General features: G+C 72.2%; 8 protein-coding genes. 4 read left to right on the plus strand and 4 right to left on the minus strand.

The window, feature by feature from the left end:
• Positions 1 to 5: 5 nt before the first annotated feature.
• Positions 6 to 2819, minus strand: coding sequence for a type 2 lanthipeptide synthetase LanM family protein (locus tag BMY07_RS27395; protein WP_092784923.1), 2814 nt, complete (start codon positions 2817 to 2819; stop codon positions 6 to 8).
• A gap of 175 nt (positions 2820 to 2994) precedes the next feature.
• Positions 2995 to 5061: a hypothetical protein gene (locus tag BMY07_RS27400; RefSeq protein WP_143073669.1), complete on the minus strand. Its 2067-nt coding sequence runs from the start codon at positions 5059 to 5061 to the stop codon at positions 2995 to 2997.
• 124 nt (positions 5062 to 5185) lie between these two features.
• Between BMY07_RS27400 and BMY07_RS27405 the strand changes: the two genes are divergently transcribed.
• Entirely contained in the window at positions 5186 to 5818 is a 633-nt protein-coding gene (locus tag BMY07_RS27405; RefSeq protein ID WP_218150797.1) for a hypothetical protein, read from the plus strand.
• Positions 5819 to 5832: 14 nt separating this feature from the next.
• Here the strand turns inward: BMY07_RS27405 and BMY07_RS27410 are convergent, their stop codons facing one another.
• On the minus strand, positions 5833 to 6072 hold the full coding sequence (locus tag BMY07_RS27410) for a hypothetical protein (RefSeq protein WP_092784932.1): 240 nt from the start codon (positions 6070 to 6072) through the stop codon (positions 5833 to 5835).
• A 462-nt stretch (positions 6073 to 6534) separates the two neighbouring features.
• On the opposite strand from BMY07_RS27410, the gene BMY07_RS27415 reads away from it, so the two are divergent.
• Genes BMY07_RS27415 through BMY07_RS34590 form a run of 3 tightly spaced genes read left to right on the plus strand, consistent with a single transcriptional unit; the run spans position 6535 to position 7201 of the window.
• The gene (locus BMY07_RS27415; RefSeq protein ID WP_143073670.1) at positions 6535 to 6714 is read left to right on the plus strand and encodes a hypothetical protein; all 180 of its coding nucleotides are present in this window, start codon (positions 6535 to 6537) and stop codon (positions 6712 to 6714) included.
• On the plus strand, positions 6714 to 7055 hold the full coding sequence (locus BMY07_RS35025; RefSeq protein WP_218150798.1) for an RGCVC family protein: 342 nt from the start codon (positions 6714 to 6716) through the stop codon (positions 7053 to 7055). Before BMY07_RS27415 ends, BMY07_RS35025 begins: the two co-directional genes overlap by 1 nt.
• Complete coding sequence (locus BMY07_RS34590) at positions 7052 to 7201, plus strand: DUF6307 family protein (RefSeq protein WP_177215809.1); 150 nt, start codon at positions 7052 to 7054, stop codon at positions 7199 to 7201. Before BMY07_RS35025 ends, BMY07_RS34590 begins: the two co-directional genes overlap by 4 nt.
• A 44-nt stretch (positions 7202 to 7245) precedes the next feature.
• Here BMY07_RS34590 and BMY07_RS27420 read toward each other — a convergent pair whose 3' ends face one another.
• On the minus strand, positions 7246 to 15828 hold the full coding sequence (locus BMY07_RS27420) for a hybrid non-ribosomal peptide synthetase/type I polyketide synthase (protein WP_092784938.1): 8583 nt from the start codon (positions 15826 to 15828) through the stop codon (positions 7246 to 7248).

Consider the following 15828-nt stretch of genomic DNA (forward strand, 5'->3'; position numbering starts at 1 on the left):
CGTGCTCACCAAACCGCCGGAACCCCGGGTTCCAGCGTCATCACCGAGGGCACCCGGTCGGCGAAAGCCAACCGCAGCAGCCCGTACCCCACACCGGCGACCCCACGCAGCAGGCCGGGTGTGGTGACCCCGCCCGGTGTCGCGCACACCGGGCCGTGCCGCTCGAGCGCGTCGAGCAGCAGGGCCGCCCGCGAGCGCAGCGCCGACCGGGGACAGCGCCCCGCCGCGGCCAGCACCAGCAGGGCCTCGGTGACCCCGGACTCGCCGTGGCACAGGCCGAGGTCCGCGGGCACCGCCCGCTCGCTCGCGCCGAGCACGCCAAGGAGATCACACCCGGCTCCGGTGGCGTGCGCCGCCACCGCGATCCCCGCGGCGCCCCGGCACCAGCCGACGTCGTCGGCTGGTGCCGCCGCGGTTTCCAGCACGTGCCGCGCCATGCCCGACGCGGCACCATCCCCTCCCGGCACCCACCTCGCGTACCGGGAGAGTGCCAGCGCCATGCCCGCCGCGCCGTCGGCGAACCCCACGCCCTGGGGTTCGTCGACCACCGCCAGGTACCGCTGGAGCGTCGCGGCGCGGGCTGCCCCAACCCGCGCCGCCTCCGGCAGTCCCAGTTCGGTGTGCACGGCGAGCATGGCGGCCAGGCAACCCGCGGTGCCGGCGTCCCAGCCGTGCGGGTCACCCGGCGTGGTGGCGTGCGCGGTCAACTCGACCGCGTGCGCCGCCCAGCCGCGTACCTCGTCGTCGCCGAGCAGCCGCGCCAGCCGCGCCAGGGCGTAGGCGATGCCGCCGAGCCCCTGCTGTGCGCCGCCGCCGACGGCCGCGACGAGGTGCGGCGCCCCGGCCAGGGTGTCCAGGAGCCCGGGCACCGCGGTGATCGCCTCGGCGGCGACCTCCCGGTACCGGGCGATGCCGCTGGTCTCGGCCAACTGGGCCAGGAACAGCGCGACCCCCAGGTAGCCGCTGCCCAGGGACGCGCCCATCGGCAGCACCAGCCACTGCCGCTCGTCGACCAGGTCGAGGCCCAGCCAGTTGACCCGGCCGCCGCGGGCGTGGCTGGCGGCGATCAACTGGTCGCCGAGCCCGCACGCGGCCGCGAGCAGCCGTTCCGGGTCGGCCGCGGTGCCGGTTAGTTGGCCGGTCGACGGTGCCGGGGTGTGGTGCTCGGTCCCGGCGTGCGTGGTGGCCATGGTCGCGGCGACCACCCACGCCTGGTCGCGCCGGTCGGACTCGCTCAACGCGGCGATCTTGTCGAGGGCGGAGTCCAGGCCGGACCTGGCGATCGCGCCGGTGATCACGGTGCCGTCGGTGGCGGTGATGCCGCGGTCGCCCGCGCGGCAGGTGAACAGCGGGATGTCACCGGCGCGCAGGTCGGCCTGCTCGGACGGCATGAGCTTGGCGAAGGCCCGGTCCCTGGCCTCGGCGTCGCGCAGCAGGGCCGGGTCGGTGGACTCGGCGAGCAGCGCGGCGTACACGCGGGTGGGGCGGGGGACGACCCGGACCTGGAGGTCGGCGCACTCGGTGACGAGGCGCAGGTAGTCCTCGCGGTGGCGCAGCACGGCGTCGTAGGCGAGGCGGAAGCCCGCGATCAGGGCCGGTTCGAGCGGGTCCAGGCGGCTTCCGGCGAAGGTGGGCCGATTGTCACCACCGGTGAAGGGGATCGGCCGCCGGATCGCGCGCATGGCGTCGGTGCCGGGGTCGGCCCAGTCGACGGCCGTGCCGGGCCAGAAGCCACCCGGGGCGGCGCCGATCCCGGAGATGTCGATCGTCCCGTGCTCGCCGACGGTCGGGACGGGCAGCAGCGCGGTCCGGTGCACCGACTCGGCGAGGGTCGCGGCGGCGGGGCAGCCGGTGTCCTGGGTGGCGAGCGTGGGGTGGAAGAGGGTCTCGACATCGACGATCACCGGCTGGTCACCGCAGGCGACGACGTTGCCGTAGTGCATGTCGGTGGCGTGGAGCAGGTGCAGCAGCGCGAGAAGGGCGCCTTGGCGGCGGTAGAACGTGGTCGCGGCCGCGGGGGCGGGCAGGGGAGAGGGGTGGACGTGCTCGACCCAGCCGTAGTCGTGCCGGGCGACCGTGGCGGGCGTGCGCAAGGCCAGGTCGGGGACGTGGGCGTTGAGCTGGTCGACGAACCGGGTGAACGCGGCGTGCGTGGCGACCTCGCGGGGGCGGTAGATCACCGACCGCCCATCGGCGAACCCGAGCCTGGTCACGGTCCGACCGCCGCGGTGGGGGTCGCCCAGGCCGGGGGTCAGCTGCGTGATCTGGCCGGGGTCGGTGCCGTCGAGCAGGGTGTCGACGATGTCCGCGCGGTCGTGGTCGAACCTGGCGAGCAGCTCGATGGTGGCGGCTTCGGCCCTTGCGCAGGTCCGGGCCAGGAGACTGGCGAGGACCGGGTAGGTGGTGAAGAGGGCGGCCAGGCCGGTGGGGGTGCTCAGCAGGCGCACGAAGTCGTCGAACCGCTCGCGCGGGGTGGTGCCGATGAGCTGGTCCCCGCGGTCATGCAGGGTGTCGACGATGGCGCGGGTGGCGAGCCTGACCAGCTCCTTGCCCAGCCAGTCGGCGAACGTGACCTGCGCGTTGACGCTCTGCTCGGCGAGCGTGGCGGCTGTGGTGGCGTCCACGAGGGGGTGCAGGGCCTGGGCCAGCGCCTTCCGCCAGTCCTGCGCTGTCTCACCCACCACCACGGCGTTAGTCGCCGCCTCGATGACCCCCACCCAAGCGGGCCTACCGATGACTCCAGGCGCAGCCGCGACCCACCAGTCCGCCCCGAAGGTCTCCGCCGACTGGCGGGTGCCCGGTTCGGCCGCCTGCCTCATCACCCGTGCACCCTGACACGGTCAAGGGAAGCCGATATAGGTAGGTCCTACCCATTTTCTCCCACCCGCCCGCCTGCCCCGCGACCGTCGAGGTGCAGGCAGAACACCCACCCGAGCACCCCGGGACAGCACAAGGCCGGGCGGCCCGGAGGGGCTGCCCGGCCTTGTGCCCGGATCAGGTGCCGCTGCCCACCGTGAACTGGTACTCGCGGGTGTCCGACGAGTCCCAGGTGACGAGGTAGGCGGTGACGAAGACGGACTTCTGGCCCGCGGAGGTCGGGGTCAGCTCGACCGTCGCGTTGCCGTCCTGGTCGGCGGTGACGTACTTGTACTGGCCCTCGAACGCGACCACGTACTCCGCCGCGCCGGTGAGGGCGAGGTGGAAGGTGCCCGGGGTTCCCGGGGCGCCGGAGGTGGCGCCTTCCGGGTACTCCGCGCTGGTCACCGCGGGCTTGGACGGCGAGACGTACACCGAGGAGTACGTGGTGCCGGTCCGCTCACCCGAGGTCGTCGTGCCGTAGACGTCGAGTGAGATGTAGCCCGAGACCGGCGGGGTCCAGGTGAAGGACCCCTTGCCGTTGACCGCGGGGACCGTGGTCGGCGCACCGTAGTCGAGGCTGTAGGAGTACGAAGCGATGTCCGAGCGGGACGAGGTGAAGGTGATCGTCCGCTCGACGCCCGCCTCGGCTTCCCCCGGGGTCACCACGACCTCGGGCTCGGCCTGGTTGACCGCGATCGTGCGGTTCATGACCCCCGAGCGGCGCCCCGCCGCGTCGGTCGTCCACAGCACGACCTGGCGAAACGCGGGCTGCAGCGTCGGGATGGTCAGCGTGACCGGGGCGGTGCCCTCCGCGCTGAGCGGCAGGGTGGTCTCCTGGCCGTTGTCGAGGCGGTAGGTCACGCTCACCGCGCCGTCCTGGTTGGCCCGGACGGTGAACGCCGTCGCCTCGCCCGCGATGACCTGGTACGGGCCTTCGAGGTACGGGCCGGTCTCGCGCACGAGGAACTCGTACTCGGTGACCGGGGACCGCAGCCCGGCCCGGTCGATCGCGGTGACCGAGAGCCGGAAGTTGCCCCACGACTTCGGTGTGATCGTCACGGTCGCCGTGCCGCCGAGGCGGTCGGCGGGGACGTCGGCCCACACCCCGGGGCCCTCGTAGTGGTACGACGCGATGTCGTCGACACCGTTGGCGCCGAAGGTGAACTCACCGGGCACCCCGGTCCCGCCGGTGGGCGGGAACTCACCGGTGCTGGGCGGGTACACCGCGGAGGTCACCGTCGGCGCGGCGGTGGGGCTCTGCGTGTCGGTGGTGTACTCGCACGGCGTCGTCCACGCCGAGACCGCGAACCCGTCCTCCGCGCGCACGGCCACCGCGATCTTGCTGTTGTGCACCTGCAGCGCCTTGGGCACGGAGGTCGCGGCCCAGTAGCTCGCGTCCTGCACGATCTCCGTGCGCTGCGACGGGTTGGTCACCGGCCAGAACGCCCACCTGGCGCGCAGGCCGTTGCTGCCGTCCGGATCGGACACCCTCGCCCTGACCTGGATGTCGTAGCCGGGCAGGTACGCCGGGCACGCCGGGGAACCGGTGTACCCGCCGACGGTGAACTCGGTCGGCACGTCGGGCGTGTGGTTGTACCGCAGGCCGAGCGTCGACCACGGCGGGTCGATGGTGCGGCCGAAGGCCACGTTGCCCTCCTGGTCACCCGCGATGCGGATGGCCAGGGTGACGGTGGTGTCACCGCGGGTGAGCGCGTGCTGCACCGCGTCCGTGGCGTCCCAGGACAGGCTCTGGGACACGCACTGGGTGGACTTCGCCCCGGGCAGGATGTTGAGCTCGATGGGCTGGTCGGCCCAGGTCGGGCTGTGGTCCTCCGGGGTCGTCTCCCAGACTTCGATCATCCGCTTCTTGGCGCAGTCGGCCGCCGCGGTCTCCCGGAAGAAGGCGTTGGCGGTGAACAGCTTCGCGGTGCGCAAGGCCGAGATGTCGTAGGTCAGGTAGGCCTTGCCGACGTGCTTGCGGCCCTGCTCGTCCTTCCACGACCCGAGCCGGACCGGCCCGGAGGTGATCCGGCCGTTCGGGTCCCGGGAGTCGACGCCGACCCACGCCACCGGGCGCAGACCGGTCGACGGGAGCTGCGGCTCGGCCTGCGCGGGGCTGACCGCCACCAGGGTCCCGGCCACGGCCGCGGCCACGACGACGCCGAGACGCACGAGGCGTCTGAGCGCGATGTTACGTTTCATGTTTCCCCTCAGTCAGAAGTGCAGGCACATACTGGCCCAGGGGGACGCCGGGATCCAACACAGTTGGCCGGGGACTTTCTCGACCACAGAGGACTTGTCGGTGTTGCCTGCTAACTTCCCCGCCGTGACGACACGTGATCACGGTGTGGAGCTGGTGGGACGGGTGCTCGACGCGGTCCGAGTGGACCCGGGGCGGTCGATGTACGACTACCTGCCGGTGCCCTGGGTGACCGACGGCACACCGCGGCCGATGCCCGCCGATGCGCTGGCGCGGTTGACTTTCCCGTCCGGGCGCCCGCTGCCGCCGAGCCTGCGCGCGTGGCTCGCCCACGACACCTCACTGCTGGAGCGGCACGGCTGGTTCACCGACGACGGTGCGCTGTCGCCGCGGCCGCTGGACCGGTTCGTCGCCGAGGAGATGAGCGAGGCGTGGGCGGAGGACTTCGCGGTGTTGGCGCCCCGCTTCCCGGAGTGCTTCCTGCTGCCGGGCGGCTCGGACTCGCGCCGGGTACTGGCCGTGGGCGAACCGGACTCGGCGGGGGAGCACCCGGTACTGGCCCTGGACTTCGACGACCTCCCGTTCCTGGGCCTGATGTACCCGGGTCTCGACGTCTACCTGGCCCACACCGCCGGGCTCGTCGAACTGCCCGGACCCGGCTACACAGCACTGACCGCGGACAGCGTCTACGGACGGAGAATGACCGAACACGCGGCGCAGTTGTTCGACGGCAAGGCATTCGTCCAGTACCCGTTCTGAACCCGCGGCGGCGGTTACGTCGGGTAGCAGATCTTGCGCGGGTTCGGTGTGGTGATCGCTGCTGCCGGTGCCCAGCCGCTGTAGTCGCACTTGACCACGGTTTGTGCCGTGGCGCGGACCCTGGCCTCGAAGTGTGTGAGGCGGTCCTGCTGGTCGATCCAGAGGTCGAGTTCGAGCGGGCTGGACGAGCCTGCGGCGTGGGTGATCTCCTCGGCCTCCGCACCGAACATCTTGCCGCTCGACGCCGTCTGCATACCGTTTGAACGGTGCGAGTGAGGCACTCGACACCACCTGCTCGGTGTGCGCACCTCACCAGCACCACGAGCACCACATTGCGCGCCACCAAAGCCTTGCCTTGCAAGTGATCCACTCTTTCCAGTCGGACCGGCCGCCGGGAGAACAGGCCTCAACCGCGAGCGGCGGCGGCGACCCAGCAGGTAGGTGGCTGTTGGTCTTGCGATCCGGCGAGGCGAAAGCGCTTCTGGCGGGTTGCCACCTCGCGTTCGTCGTGGCTGCCAAGCTCGTGGGCACGGTGGCGGTCTCGCGCACTTCAGCCGTCGAACCGCGGAGGAGGTCTGGTGAAGGTCCTCACTCGGGTGCCGTGCCCTTGACTTCGTCCGCCCCGGGGTGGACTGTTCTCTGTACGGCGTACAAATCGTGGGCCGTCCTGGGCCGTTCGCCCGTTCGCGATCACGATGAAGGTCACCATGGCTGCCATGCGGCTCGACCCCCTCAGTGGCCCGCCGAGCAAGACGGGCCCGCGTCACCGCCGGGGACTCGTCTCGGTCGACCGCGCCCAAGCCCTGGCCGAACTGGCAGCCGCACTTCGCCGGGTGCTCGACGGGCGAATCGACCCGGTCCGCGTCGAGCCTGCCACCACGCCGCCGTCGCTCTGATGCCCGCTCGATCCGGGGGCTCACCGTCGTTGCCGGTGGGCTGCCCGCGTGGTCGGGTCGGGATCGGCGTAGTGTCGAGGTCACCGAGGGTTTGTCGCGCGTCCGCAGCACAGCGGGGGCCGCCTTGGGCGCACCAGAGAAGCCGGTCGGCTGGGTCGACCGGAGGCGGGAGCGCCGAGTTGACCTCACGCACCGAACCGACACCTGATCCCGAGGCCCCCTGTGCGGTCTGCCCGCACCCGTGGGGCAGCCACGACCGGATCTCGGCCCGTTACTGCGCCGCCACCATCGCGGGTGCGCAAACCCGCGCCTGCGTCTGCCCGACCAAGGGAACACCATGACCGAGTACGTCTCCGGCTACGACACCCGCGTGAACCTGGTCAAGGACGTCCTCGCGCAACACTCGAAGTTGACCGACGACATGTCCCTCGACCTGGCCAAGCGGATCCTCGGCGCCCTCGACACCATCCCGGAGAAGCTGCGCTGACCCTGGTGCCCGGGGTGGCGATCTCGTCGGGATCGTCACCCCGATCAGGCCGGGCCACCGTCCCAGGTGCGACTACCCGGTGTGGACAGGCCGCGGTCGAGCAGGGCGCGGAAGCGCTCGGTCCACGCCCGGACAGTCTCGGCGTCGTACAGGTCGGTCGAGTACTCGACGTACAGCGACAGGCCGCCGTCCGCAGTCGGTGAGAGCGCCCAGCCTTGTTCGGCGCGGGCCACCGGGAAGGTGACGTCCACCGGGTGGGCGGGCGACAGACCGGTGAGTTCCAGGTCGGGCAGCGGGGAGTTGTAGAGACCGAAGAGGACCCGAGGCGGGCGCGCGGCGAAGCCCAGGGCCTCGTTGAGGACGACCGCCGGGACCGACTGGAGGTTGAGGCGTTCCCAGAGGGCCTCGGTGGCGCGTCCGATGAGGTCGTTGAACGACAAAGCTCCAGCGACGGGGACCATCAGCCAGGTCGTGTGGGTGAACACGCCCACCACGTCCTCGAATCGCTCGTCAGGGCGGTTCGCGGCGCTGCTGTGCGGGGCGATGACGTCGGCGCCGGTCAGTTCGTGCCCCAGGGCGACGAAGGCGGCCAGCAGGACGGCGAACGGAGTCGTGCCCCGATCCGCCGCCGCCGCGGTGGCCCTCGCCGTGAGTTCGGGCGACAGCGACGTGACGATCGACGCCCCGACCCCCGTGAGCACCTCCCCGCGAGGACGGTCCGTGGGCAGCAACAACGGCTGTGCACCGGCATTCCGTGCAGCCCAACCCGCGACAAGGTCCCGTGTGGACTGTTGAGCGAGATACGACTGCTCCCACAACGTGAAGTCGAGGTAGTCGGTCGTCACCTCGCGCAGCACCGGCGACGTGCCGACGACAAGCCCCCGGTACAGCTCGCCGAGGTCCCGGATGAGGACTGCCATCGACCACCCGTCGCTGAACGAGTGGTGCATCGCCAGGAGGAGCTCGCCGACCGTCGGGGACACCGTGAACAGCACGGGTCGGAACGCGGGCTCGGCGTCGAGGTCGAACCCACGCGCCGCCCACTCGGCCACAGCATCATCCAGAGTCCCCGCGGTAACAGGGACAACAGGCAGCGTGATCGGCCGCTGCGCCATCACTTCCTGCCGCAGCGAGTCACCCTCAAGCCGGTACCGCGTGCGCAACGCGGGGTGCCGAGCCACGAGCGCGGTCAACGCCCCCACCAGCGCCTCCCGGTCCACCTCGCCCCGCAACGCGAACCGCATCGCGATGGTCAGGACGTTGGGAACGGTGCTCGCGCGAGTCAACCGGTACCCGTGCAGCTGCCCCGTGCTCGCGGGCCCGGTCCGCTCGACCTCGACCGGCGGCTCCAGCAGTGCCGCCAGCCCGCGGATGGTCGGTGTGCGGAGGAAGTCCAGCACGCCGAGCGCCGGGCCGAACTCCGCGCGCAGCCGGTTGACCATCCGGATCGCGCTCAGCGAGTGCCCGCCGAGTTCGAAGAACGTGGCCGTCACGCTCACCGCCGCCAACCCCAGTTCGGCGCACCACACCTCGTGCAGCCGCCGTTCGACCTCGCCGAGCGGAGCGGCCACCTCCGGCGCCGTGGAGATCGACGGCAGTGCGGCCCGGTCGAGCTTGCCGCTGGAGGTCAACGGCAACGCGGGCAGCACCATCCACGCGGACGGCACCATGTAGTCCGGCAACCGAGCCGCCAGCGTGGCCCGCAGCGACGCCGTGGACTCGGCCGTGACGACATAGGCGGCCAGGGAGACGTCGTCGAGCACCCGGACCGCCGCCTCCCGCACACCGGGCAGGGCCCGCAGCTGGTGCTCGACCTCGCCCGGCTCGACCCGGTAACCGCGGATCTGGACCTGGGAGTCGTTGCGGTGCAGGAAGTCCAGCTCACCATCAGACCGCCAGCGCACGATGTCGCCGGTGCGGTAAAGCCTGCCGTGCACAGGATGGTCGACGAACCTGGCCGCGGTCTCCTGCGCCGAGACATAACCACGCGCAAGCTGCGCACCGCCCAGGTACAGCTCACCGGCGACCCCCACCGGCACCTGCCGCCCGGCCGCGTCGAGCACCCGCACCCAGGTCCCCGGCACCGGCCCGCCGATGGACGGGGGACCGTCGCCAGAGGGAGACACCCGGGTCCACGTGGAGGCCACCGCCGCCTCGGTCGGCCCGTAGACGTTCCACACCGTGAACGGCAGTGACGGTGCCGGACGGCGGCGGAGCCGGTCGCCGCCGGTGAGCAGGTGCCGCAGCGACCCCTCCGGCCACGACAGCTCCAGCAGCAGCTCGCCGACCGGCGTGGGCACGAATGTCATCGTGATCCCCACGCGCACCATCCAGTCGCGCAAGCCGACCGGGTCCAGTCGCAGCTCGGACGGGGCGACGTGCAGCGTGGCGCCGGAGCGCAGCGCGGGCCAGACCTCGGTGAGCGAGATGTCGAACCCGGGCGCGCAGACCCAGGCCAGCCGGTCTTCCGCGGTGAGCCCCAGGTCCCGGCACAGCCAGTCGATCGTGTTCGCGATCGCCCGGTGCTCGACGACGCAGCCCTTGGGGGCGCCGGTCGAGCCGGAGGTGAACAGCACGTAGGCGACCTCGTCCGGCGCGGGCAGCACGACGGCGTCGGTCGGCGCGGGCAGGTCGTCGACCAGCACCAGGGAGACCCCCTCCGGTGCGGTGGACGCCGAGCGCGTCACCACCGTCGTGACCCCGGCCTGGGCGATCATCAACGCCAGCCGGGCCGGTGGTTGCGCCGGGTCCAGCGGCACGAACGCCCGTCCGGCGCGCGCCACCCCGAGCTGCGCCGCGACCGCGTCACCGCTGCGGGGCAGGTGGATGCCGATCGGCTCCGGCCCTGTTCCCACCGCCGCGGTGATCGCCGCCGCCCGGGCGAACAGCTCGGCCCTGGTCAGCTCGCCCGAATCGTCGACGACCGCCACACCATCCACTTCGGACACACCGGCGTGCAACGCCGACGGCGGGGCGACCCTGGGGCCGCCGTCCTGCCAGGCGGCCAGCTCGCCCGCCTCGTCGCCGGTGAGCGTGATGAGCTCGCCGAGGACCTGGTCGGGTTCCGAGACACCCGCGGTGACGGCCGCGAGGAACGTCGAGGCCACGCGCTCGGCGGTGACGGCGTCGAACAGGTCCACGGAGAAGTTCAGCTTGCCGCGGATGGTGTCGCCGGTGGTGGTCAGCAGCAGCGCCAGATCGGTCACCGCGCGGTCGACGGCGGCGTCGGCGAGGGTCGCGTCGACCCCCGGCAGGTCCAGCTCGAACGGCGCCTCGTTGTTGATCCGCACCACCACGTCGAACAGCGGGTTGCGCAACGGGTCGGCGGGACCGCCCAGTGCCCGCACGATGTCCGGCAGCGGCACTTCCTGGTGCTCCTGCGCGCCCAGCACCTGCTCGCGCACCGCCAGCACCAGATCGGTGAACGTGGCGTTGTCGGGCACCCCCAACCGCAGCGGCAGGGTGTGCACGAAGAACCCGACCGTGCGCTCGGTGCCCTCGGGCCGGTGCGCCATCGGCGTGCCGACCACGATGTCGGTCTGGCCGCTGAGCTTGCGCAGCGCCACCGCGAACGCCGCGAGCACGACCATGAACGGGGTCGCCCGCACCCGCCTCGCCAGGTCGCGGACCGCCTTGGTCGTCGCGGCGTCCAGCTCGACCGGGGTGGTCGCGCCCCGGCCGGTCGGCCGCGCGGTCCGGGGCCGGTCGATGGGCAGGGCCAGCTCGGTCGGCGCGTCGGCCAGCAGGTCCGTCCAGTACGCCAGCGACTCGGCCGACACCGCGGTCGACGTCCGCCGCGCGCCGGGTTCGGGCAGCTCCGGCGTGCCACCGGCCACCGCGGCCCGGTAGCAGGCGGCGATCTCCTCCGAGAGGATCCCGGCCGACCAGGTGTCGATGACCAGGTGGTGCATGCGCAGCACGAGCAGGTGCCGGTGATCGCCGAGGCGGACCAGCCAGGGCTCGAACAGCGGCCCCCGCGCCAGGTCGAACGGGCGGGCGGTCTCCTCGGCGGCGATCCGCACCGCCGCTTGCCGGGGATCGGCCCCCAGGTCGTCCACCACCGGCAGGCCGACCGCCCTGGACCGGGACACCACGCGCCTGGGCTCGCCGCCGACCTCGCGGAAGACCGACCGCAGCGCCGGGTGCCGGTCCACCACCGCGGCCACGGCCGACCGCAGCGCGGACACCTCCAGCGCGCCGTCGAGGCGGACGACGATCGTCTCGTTGTGCGTCGGCCTGCCGGGGAACGCCTGCTCCAGGTACCAGATCTGCCGCTCCGCCGTGGTCATCTCCTCGCCTGCTGCTACCTGCTCCCCGCCTGCCGCCTGTTCCCCGGCGAACGCGGAGCGCAGCAGGCTGATGGCGGGCAGCGCGGCGGTCACCTGGTCCGGGGGGACGCCGAAGTCGACGAAGCAGGCGATCTCGTCGACCCCGAGCGCGGCCAACCGGCGCGCGATCGGCTCGACATCGGCGGGGCTCCCGATCAGCGCCCGGTCGGCGCAGTACCGGTCGTAGGCGCGGGTCAGCAGGAAGTCGAGGTCGTCGGCCGGGGTGGTGTCCAGGTCGATGCTGAACCCGAGGCTGTTGGTGACCTGGCTGAACAACGACAGCGACGACCGCAGGTAGGCGCAGAACGGGCCGAACGCCGCCGCCCTGGTCCGCTCGGTGTCCGCGCCGAGGAAGGTGTGCAGCAGGACCACCACCCGCCCGGCCGCCGGGTCGAGCCCGTGCTCGGCTCGTGCCGCCCGGTAGAGCGCGATGTTGCCCGCGAGCTCGTCGACGCCCTGCGACATCAGGTTCGTGATCACACCGAGCCCGCGCGCCGCCGCCAGCCGGTAGCTGTCGGGGTTGCCGAGGATCGCGGTGTAGAAGTCGGGCTCCTGCTGGACGGGCCGGGGGAACAGCCGCACCTCGACCGGCTCGCCGTTGCCCGCGGTCCTGGTGACGGCCTCGCCCCGCCACAACGCCTTGATCGTCTCGACGTGCTCGTACATCGCCTCCCGGTGCCGCCCGTACACGCCCGGCGCCAGCACGAAGTCCCTCGCGTGCCACCCGGGGGCCACCCCGAGCGACACCCGACCGCCGGACAGGTTGTCCACCACCGACCACTCCTCGGCCACCCGAATCGGGTCGTGCAACGGCAGCACCACACTCCCGGAATGGATCCGCACCCGCTCCGTCTGCGCGGCGATCGCGGCCGCGAGCACGGAGGGGTTGGGGAAGACGCCCCCGAAGGAGTCGAAGTGCCGCTCGGGCAACCACACCGCGTGCATCCCCGTCTCATCGGCGAACCGAGCGGCGGCCAGGATGGCGGCGTATTTGTCACCGGTGGTGTCGTGGGGGTAGTCGCCGAAGAAGTACAGGCTGAAGTCGGGGGTGGTGGTCGCGGCGGGGTGCGCCGGCGGGGTTGCTTGGGCGACAACGGGTTGCCGGGTGGCCTCAGCTGCGAGGTGTCGGACTGCGTTGGTGGTGGACCGCGCAACTGTGTCGGCCGAACGCTGTGGGACTGCGCTGGCTGCGGGCTGCGGGACCCTGTCGGCCAAGGGTTGCCGGACTGTGTCGGCCAGGGGTTCCCGGATCCTGTCGGTTGTGGGGAGCGGGGGAGAGCCGGCGAGTAGGGCTACCTGGTGGGACATGATCTGGGCGAAGCGGTCCATCAGGGCCAGTTGCTCGCGGATGATGCCCTCGTGCCCTGATCCCGGGACCACGGGTGTCGACGTGGGGGCCCGCACCGGCTGCGCGGCCGGGACGAGGGGCGCGGGCGGGGTGATCGGCGTGGTGGGGCTCGTCGGCGGTGACAAGGTGTCGCGTTGTGCCGCGGGCATGCGGGCGACGATGGTGGTGGTCAGTTTGTCGGGGGTGTCGGCGTCGGCGAAGAGGTCGCGCATCGGGACGCGGACGCCGAAGGTGGTGTGCAGGTCGCGGGCCATGTTGACCATCAGCAGGGAGTCGGCGCCCATGTCGACGAAGGCGACGTCCGCGCCGACCCGGTCCGGTTTGTCGCCGAGGTAGTGGGCGGCCAGTTCGCGCACCTTGCGCAGCACCACCTCGTGCACCTGGACCTCGGAGTCGGACACGGTGACCTCCTCGACGGCGGGCTCGGCCCAGTGCCGGACCAGGGTGAACGGGTAGGTGGGCAGCGGCACGCGCCGACCGGGGTGCAGCGCCGCCCAGTCGACCTCGACGCCGTGGCAGAACATCCCCGCGAGCCCGGGCACGACGCTGTCCGCGCCCCGGCGCACCAGCGGGAGCCAGGTCGTCGTCGGCCACTGCCTGCCGAGTGCGGTGAGCGCACCGGACGGACCCAGCTCGACGAACGTGCGGACCCCACCAGCCACCAGCCGGTCGACACTGGCGCGGTAGTCGGCGCTCGCCCGGGTCTGGTCGCGCACGTGATCGGCCCCCAACGCGGTACCGGGAGCCAGCAGCGCCCCACCGACCCCGGTCACCAGCGGCAGCCGCAGTGGCCGCCAGTCCAGTTGGGACGCCTGCCGCACGAGTTCACCCAGCGCGGGCTCGACCATCCCGGTGTGGAACGCCCGGTCGCCGGGGACGCGAGCCCAGTCGACACCACGCACCGTCAGTTCCTCAGCCGCCGCCTCGACCGCCTCGGTCGGCCCGCCGAAAACGTTGTGCGACGGTCCATTGCGCACCGCGATCTCCAGGCCGGGTAACGCGCCGACCTCACCGAAGACCGCCAGCAGCCCACCATCGGCGACACCCTGCAACGCGATGCCGCGCGCACCGGCCAACCGCATGGCGTCCCTTTCGGACAGTGCACCCGCGACACACAACGCGGCGTACTCACCGGCGCTATGCCCGACCACCAGATCCGGCCGCACACCAAGGTGCGCCAGCAGCGCGACCTGAGCGAGTTGCAGTGCCAGCAGCGCGGGCTGGAGTTCGGCGGTGGTCCACGAGTGCGTGTCTGCCAGTAGTGGACCGAGGATGTCGGTTCCCGAGGCCCGACGGTGCTGCTCGGCGCACCGCCGCAACACCAGGGCCGCCGCCGGGTACCCCATCAGACTCCGCGCCGCACCAGTGCAGTCGAGACCCTGCCCGGCGAACGCGAACACCACCTTCCCCGGATCGGTCGCCGCGCCCGTCACAGAACCGCCCGCCCGCAACACCTCGGCAACGTCGTCCCCCCACGACACCGACCGATGCCGGTACCGCCGCCGACCCGCCCCCAGCGTGGTCAGCACGTCCGCCGGATGCGTCGTGCCCACAACATCCGCCATCCGCTCGGCCAACCGGGCCAAAGCCGTCTCATCGTGCGCCGACAGCGGCACCACCCACGGCGCCGGCTCACCCGGCTCCGGAGCCTCCGGGGCCTGTTCGAGGATGACGTGCGCGTTCGTCCCGCCGACGCCGAGTGCTGTCACCGCGGCCCGCCGGATCCCGGCCACCGGCCACGACCGGGCCTGGGTCGGCAGCACGATAGGCCCATCGCCCAGACCGAGCGCCGGACTCGGCGTGCGCAGATTCGCCAGCGGTGGCACGGTTCCGTGACGCAAGGCCAGCACGGCCTTGATCAACCCGGACATGCCCGCGCAGCTGTCGAGGTGTCCGATGTTGGCCTTCACCGACCCGAGCGCCAGCGGGTCCCGCCGGTCGCCGTACACCTCGCGCAGCGCGTCGACCTCGATCGGATCTCCCAACGCGGTCCCGGTTCCGTGGGCCTCGATGTAGCCGATGGACGCCGGGTCGACATCGGCGGTGGCGAGTGCGGCGCGCAGGACGTCGATCTGGCCGGTGAGTCCGGGTGCGGTGTAACTCATCTTGGCGGAACCGTCGTTGTTGACCGCCGAGCCGAGGATCACCGCGTGCACCGTGTCGCCATCGGCCAGTGCGGCCGCCAGCGGTTTCAACAGGACAGCCGCGACCCCATTGCCACCGACGGTTCCATCCGCGTCCGCGTCGAACGGCCTGCACTCGCCGCTGCGGGACAGGATCGAGCCGTCCTGGTACGTGTACCCCGCCAGGCGAGGCACGTGCAGGGCCGCGGCACCCGCGAGCGCCAGGTCGGCGTCGCCCGCGAGGAGAGCGGAGATCGCGGTGTGCACGGCAACAAGAGATGTCGAGCACGCCGCCCGCACCGACATCGCCGGGCCGGTCAGCCCCAGCCGGTACGACACCCGCGACGGCAGGAAGTCGGGCTCGTTGCCGATCACCACCCGCAGCGCCGTCAACTGGTCGTCCGCGTCGGTGTCGGCGAGGCGGGCGCGCAGGTAGCTGCGCAGCGAGTACAGGTTCATCCCGCTGCCCGCGTACACCCCGACCCGGCCCGCCGCGCCGGTGTACCCGCCGTGTTCCATGGCCTCGTGGCAGATCTGCAGGAACAGCCGGTGCTGCGGGTCGAGCACCGCGGCCTCCGCCGGGCTGATGCCGAACAGCGCGGCGTCGAACCCGGCGATGTCGTCGAGCGCCCCGGTCACCGGCACGAACCCCGGGTCATCCACAGTGGACGGTGAGAAGCCTTCCGCCAGCAATTCGTCCCTTGTGGACCTGCGGGTGCTCACCACGCCGGACAGCAGGTTCTGCCAGTAGCGGTCGAGGGTGTCCGCGCCCGGGAACCGCGCGGCCATGCCGATGATGGCGATCCGCCGGTCGCTCGGTCCGGTCAT

This window comes from Actinokineospora terrae (assembly GCF_900111175.1).
Taxonomy (GTDB): domain Bacteria; phylum Actinomycetota; class Actinomycetes; order Mycobacteriales; family Pseudonocardiaceae; genus Actinokineospora; species Actinokineospora terrae.

Excerpts from the sequence above, each read along its gene's own strand:
- BMY07_RS27395 (WP_092784923.1), bottom strand. The coding sequence starts at position 2,819 with ATGAGGCAGGCGGCCGAACCGGGCACCCGCCAGTCGGCGGAGACCTTC.
- BMY07_RS27400 (WP_143073669.1), bottom strand. The coding sequence starts at position 5,061 with ATGAAACGTAACATCGCGCTCAGACGCCTCGTGCGTCTCGGCGTCGTC.
- BMY07_RS27410 (WP_092784932.1), bottom strand. The coding sequence starts at position 6,072 with ATGCAGACGGCGTCGAGCGGCAAGATGTTCGGTGCGGAGGCCGAGGAG.
- BMY07_RS27415 (WP_143073670.1), top strand. The coding sequence starts at position 6,535 with ATGCGGCTCGACCCCCTCAGTGGCCCGCCGAGCAAGACGGGCCCGCGT.
- BMY07_RS35025 (WP_218150798.1), top strand. The coding sequence starts at position 6,714 with ATGCCCGCTCGATCCGGGGGCTCACCGTCGTTGCCGGTGGGCTGCCCG.
- BMY07_RS34590 (WP_177215809.1), top strand. The coding sequence starts at position 7,052 with ATGACCGAGTACGTCTCCGGCTACGACACCCGCGTGAACCTGGTCAAG.
- BMY07_RS27420 (WP_092784938.1), bottom strand. The coding sequence starts at position 15,828 with ATGACCGGACCGAGCGACCGGCGGATCGCCATCATCGGCATGGCCGCG.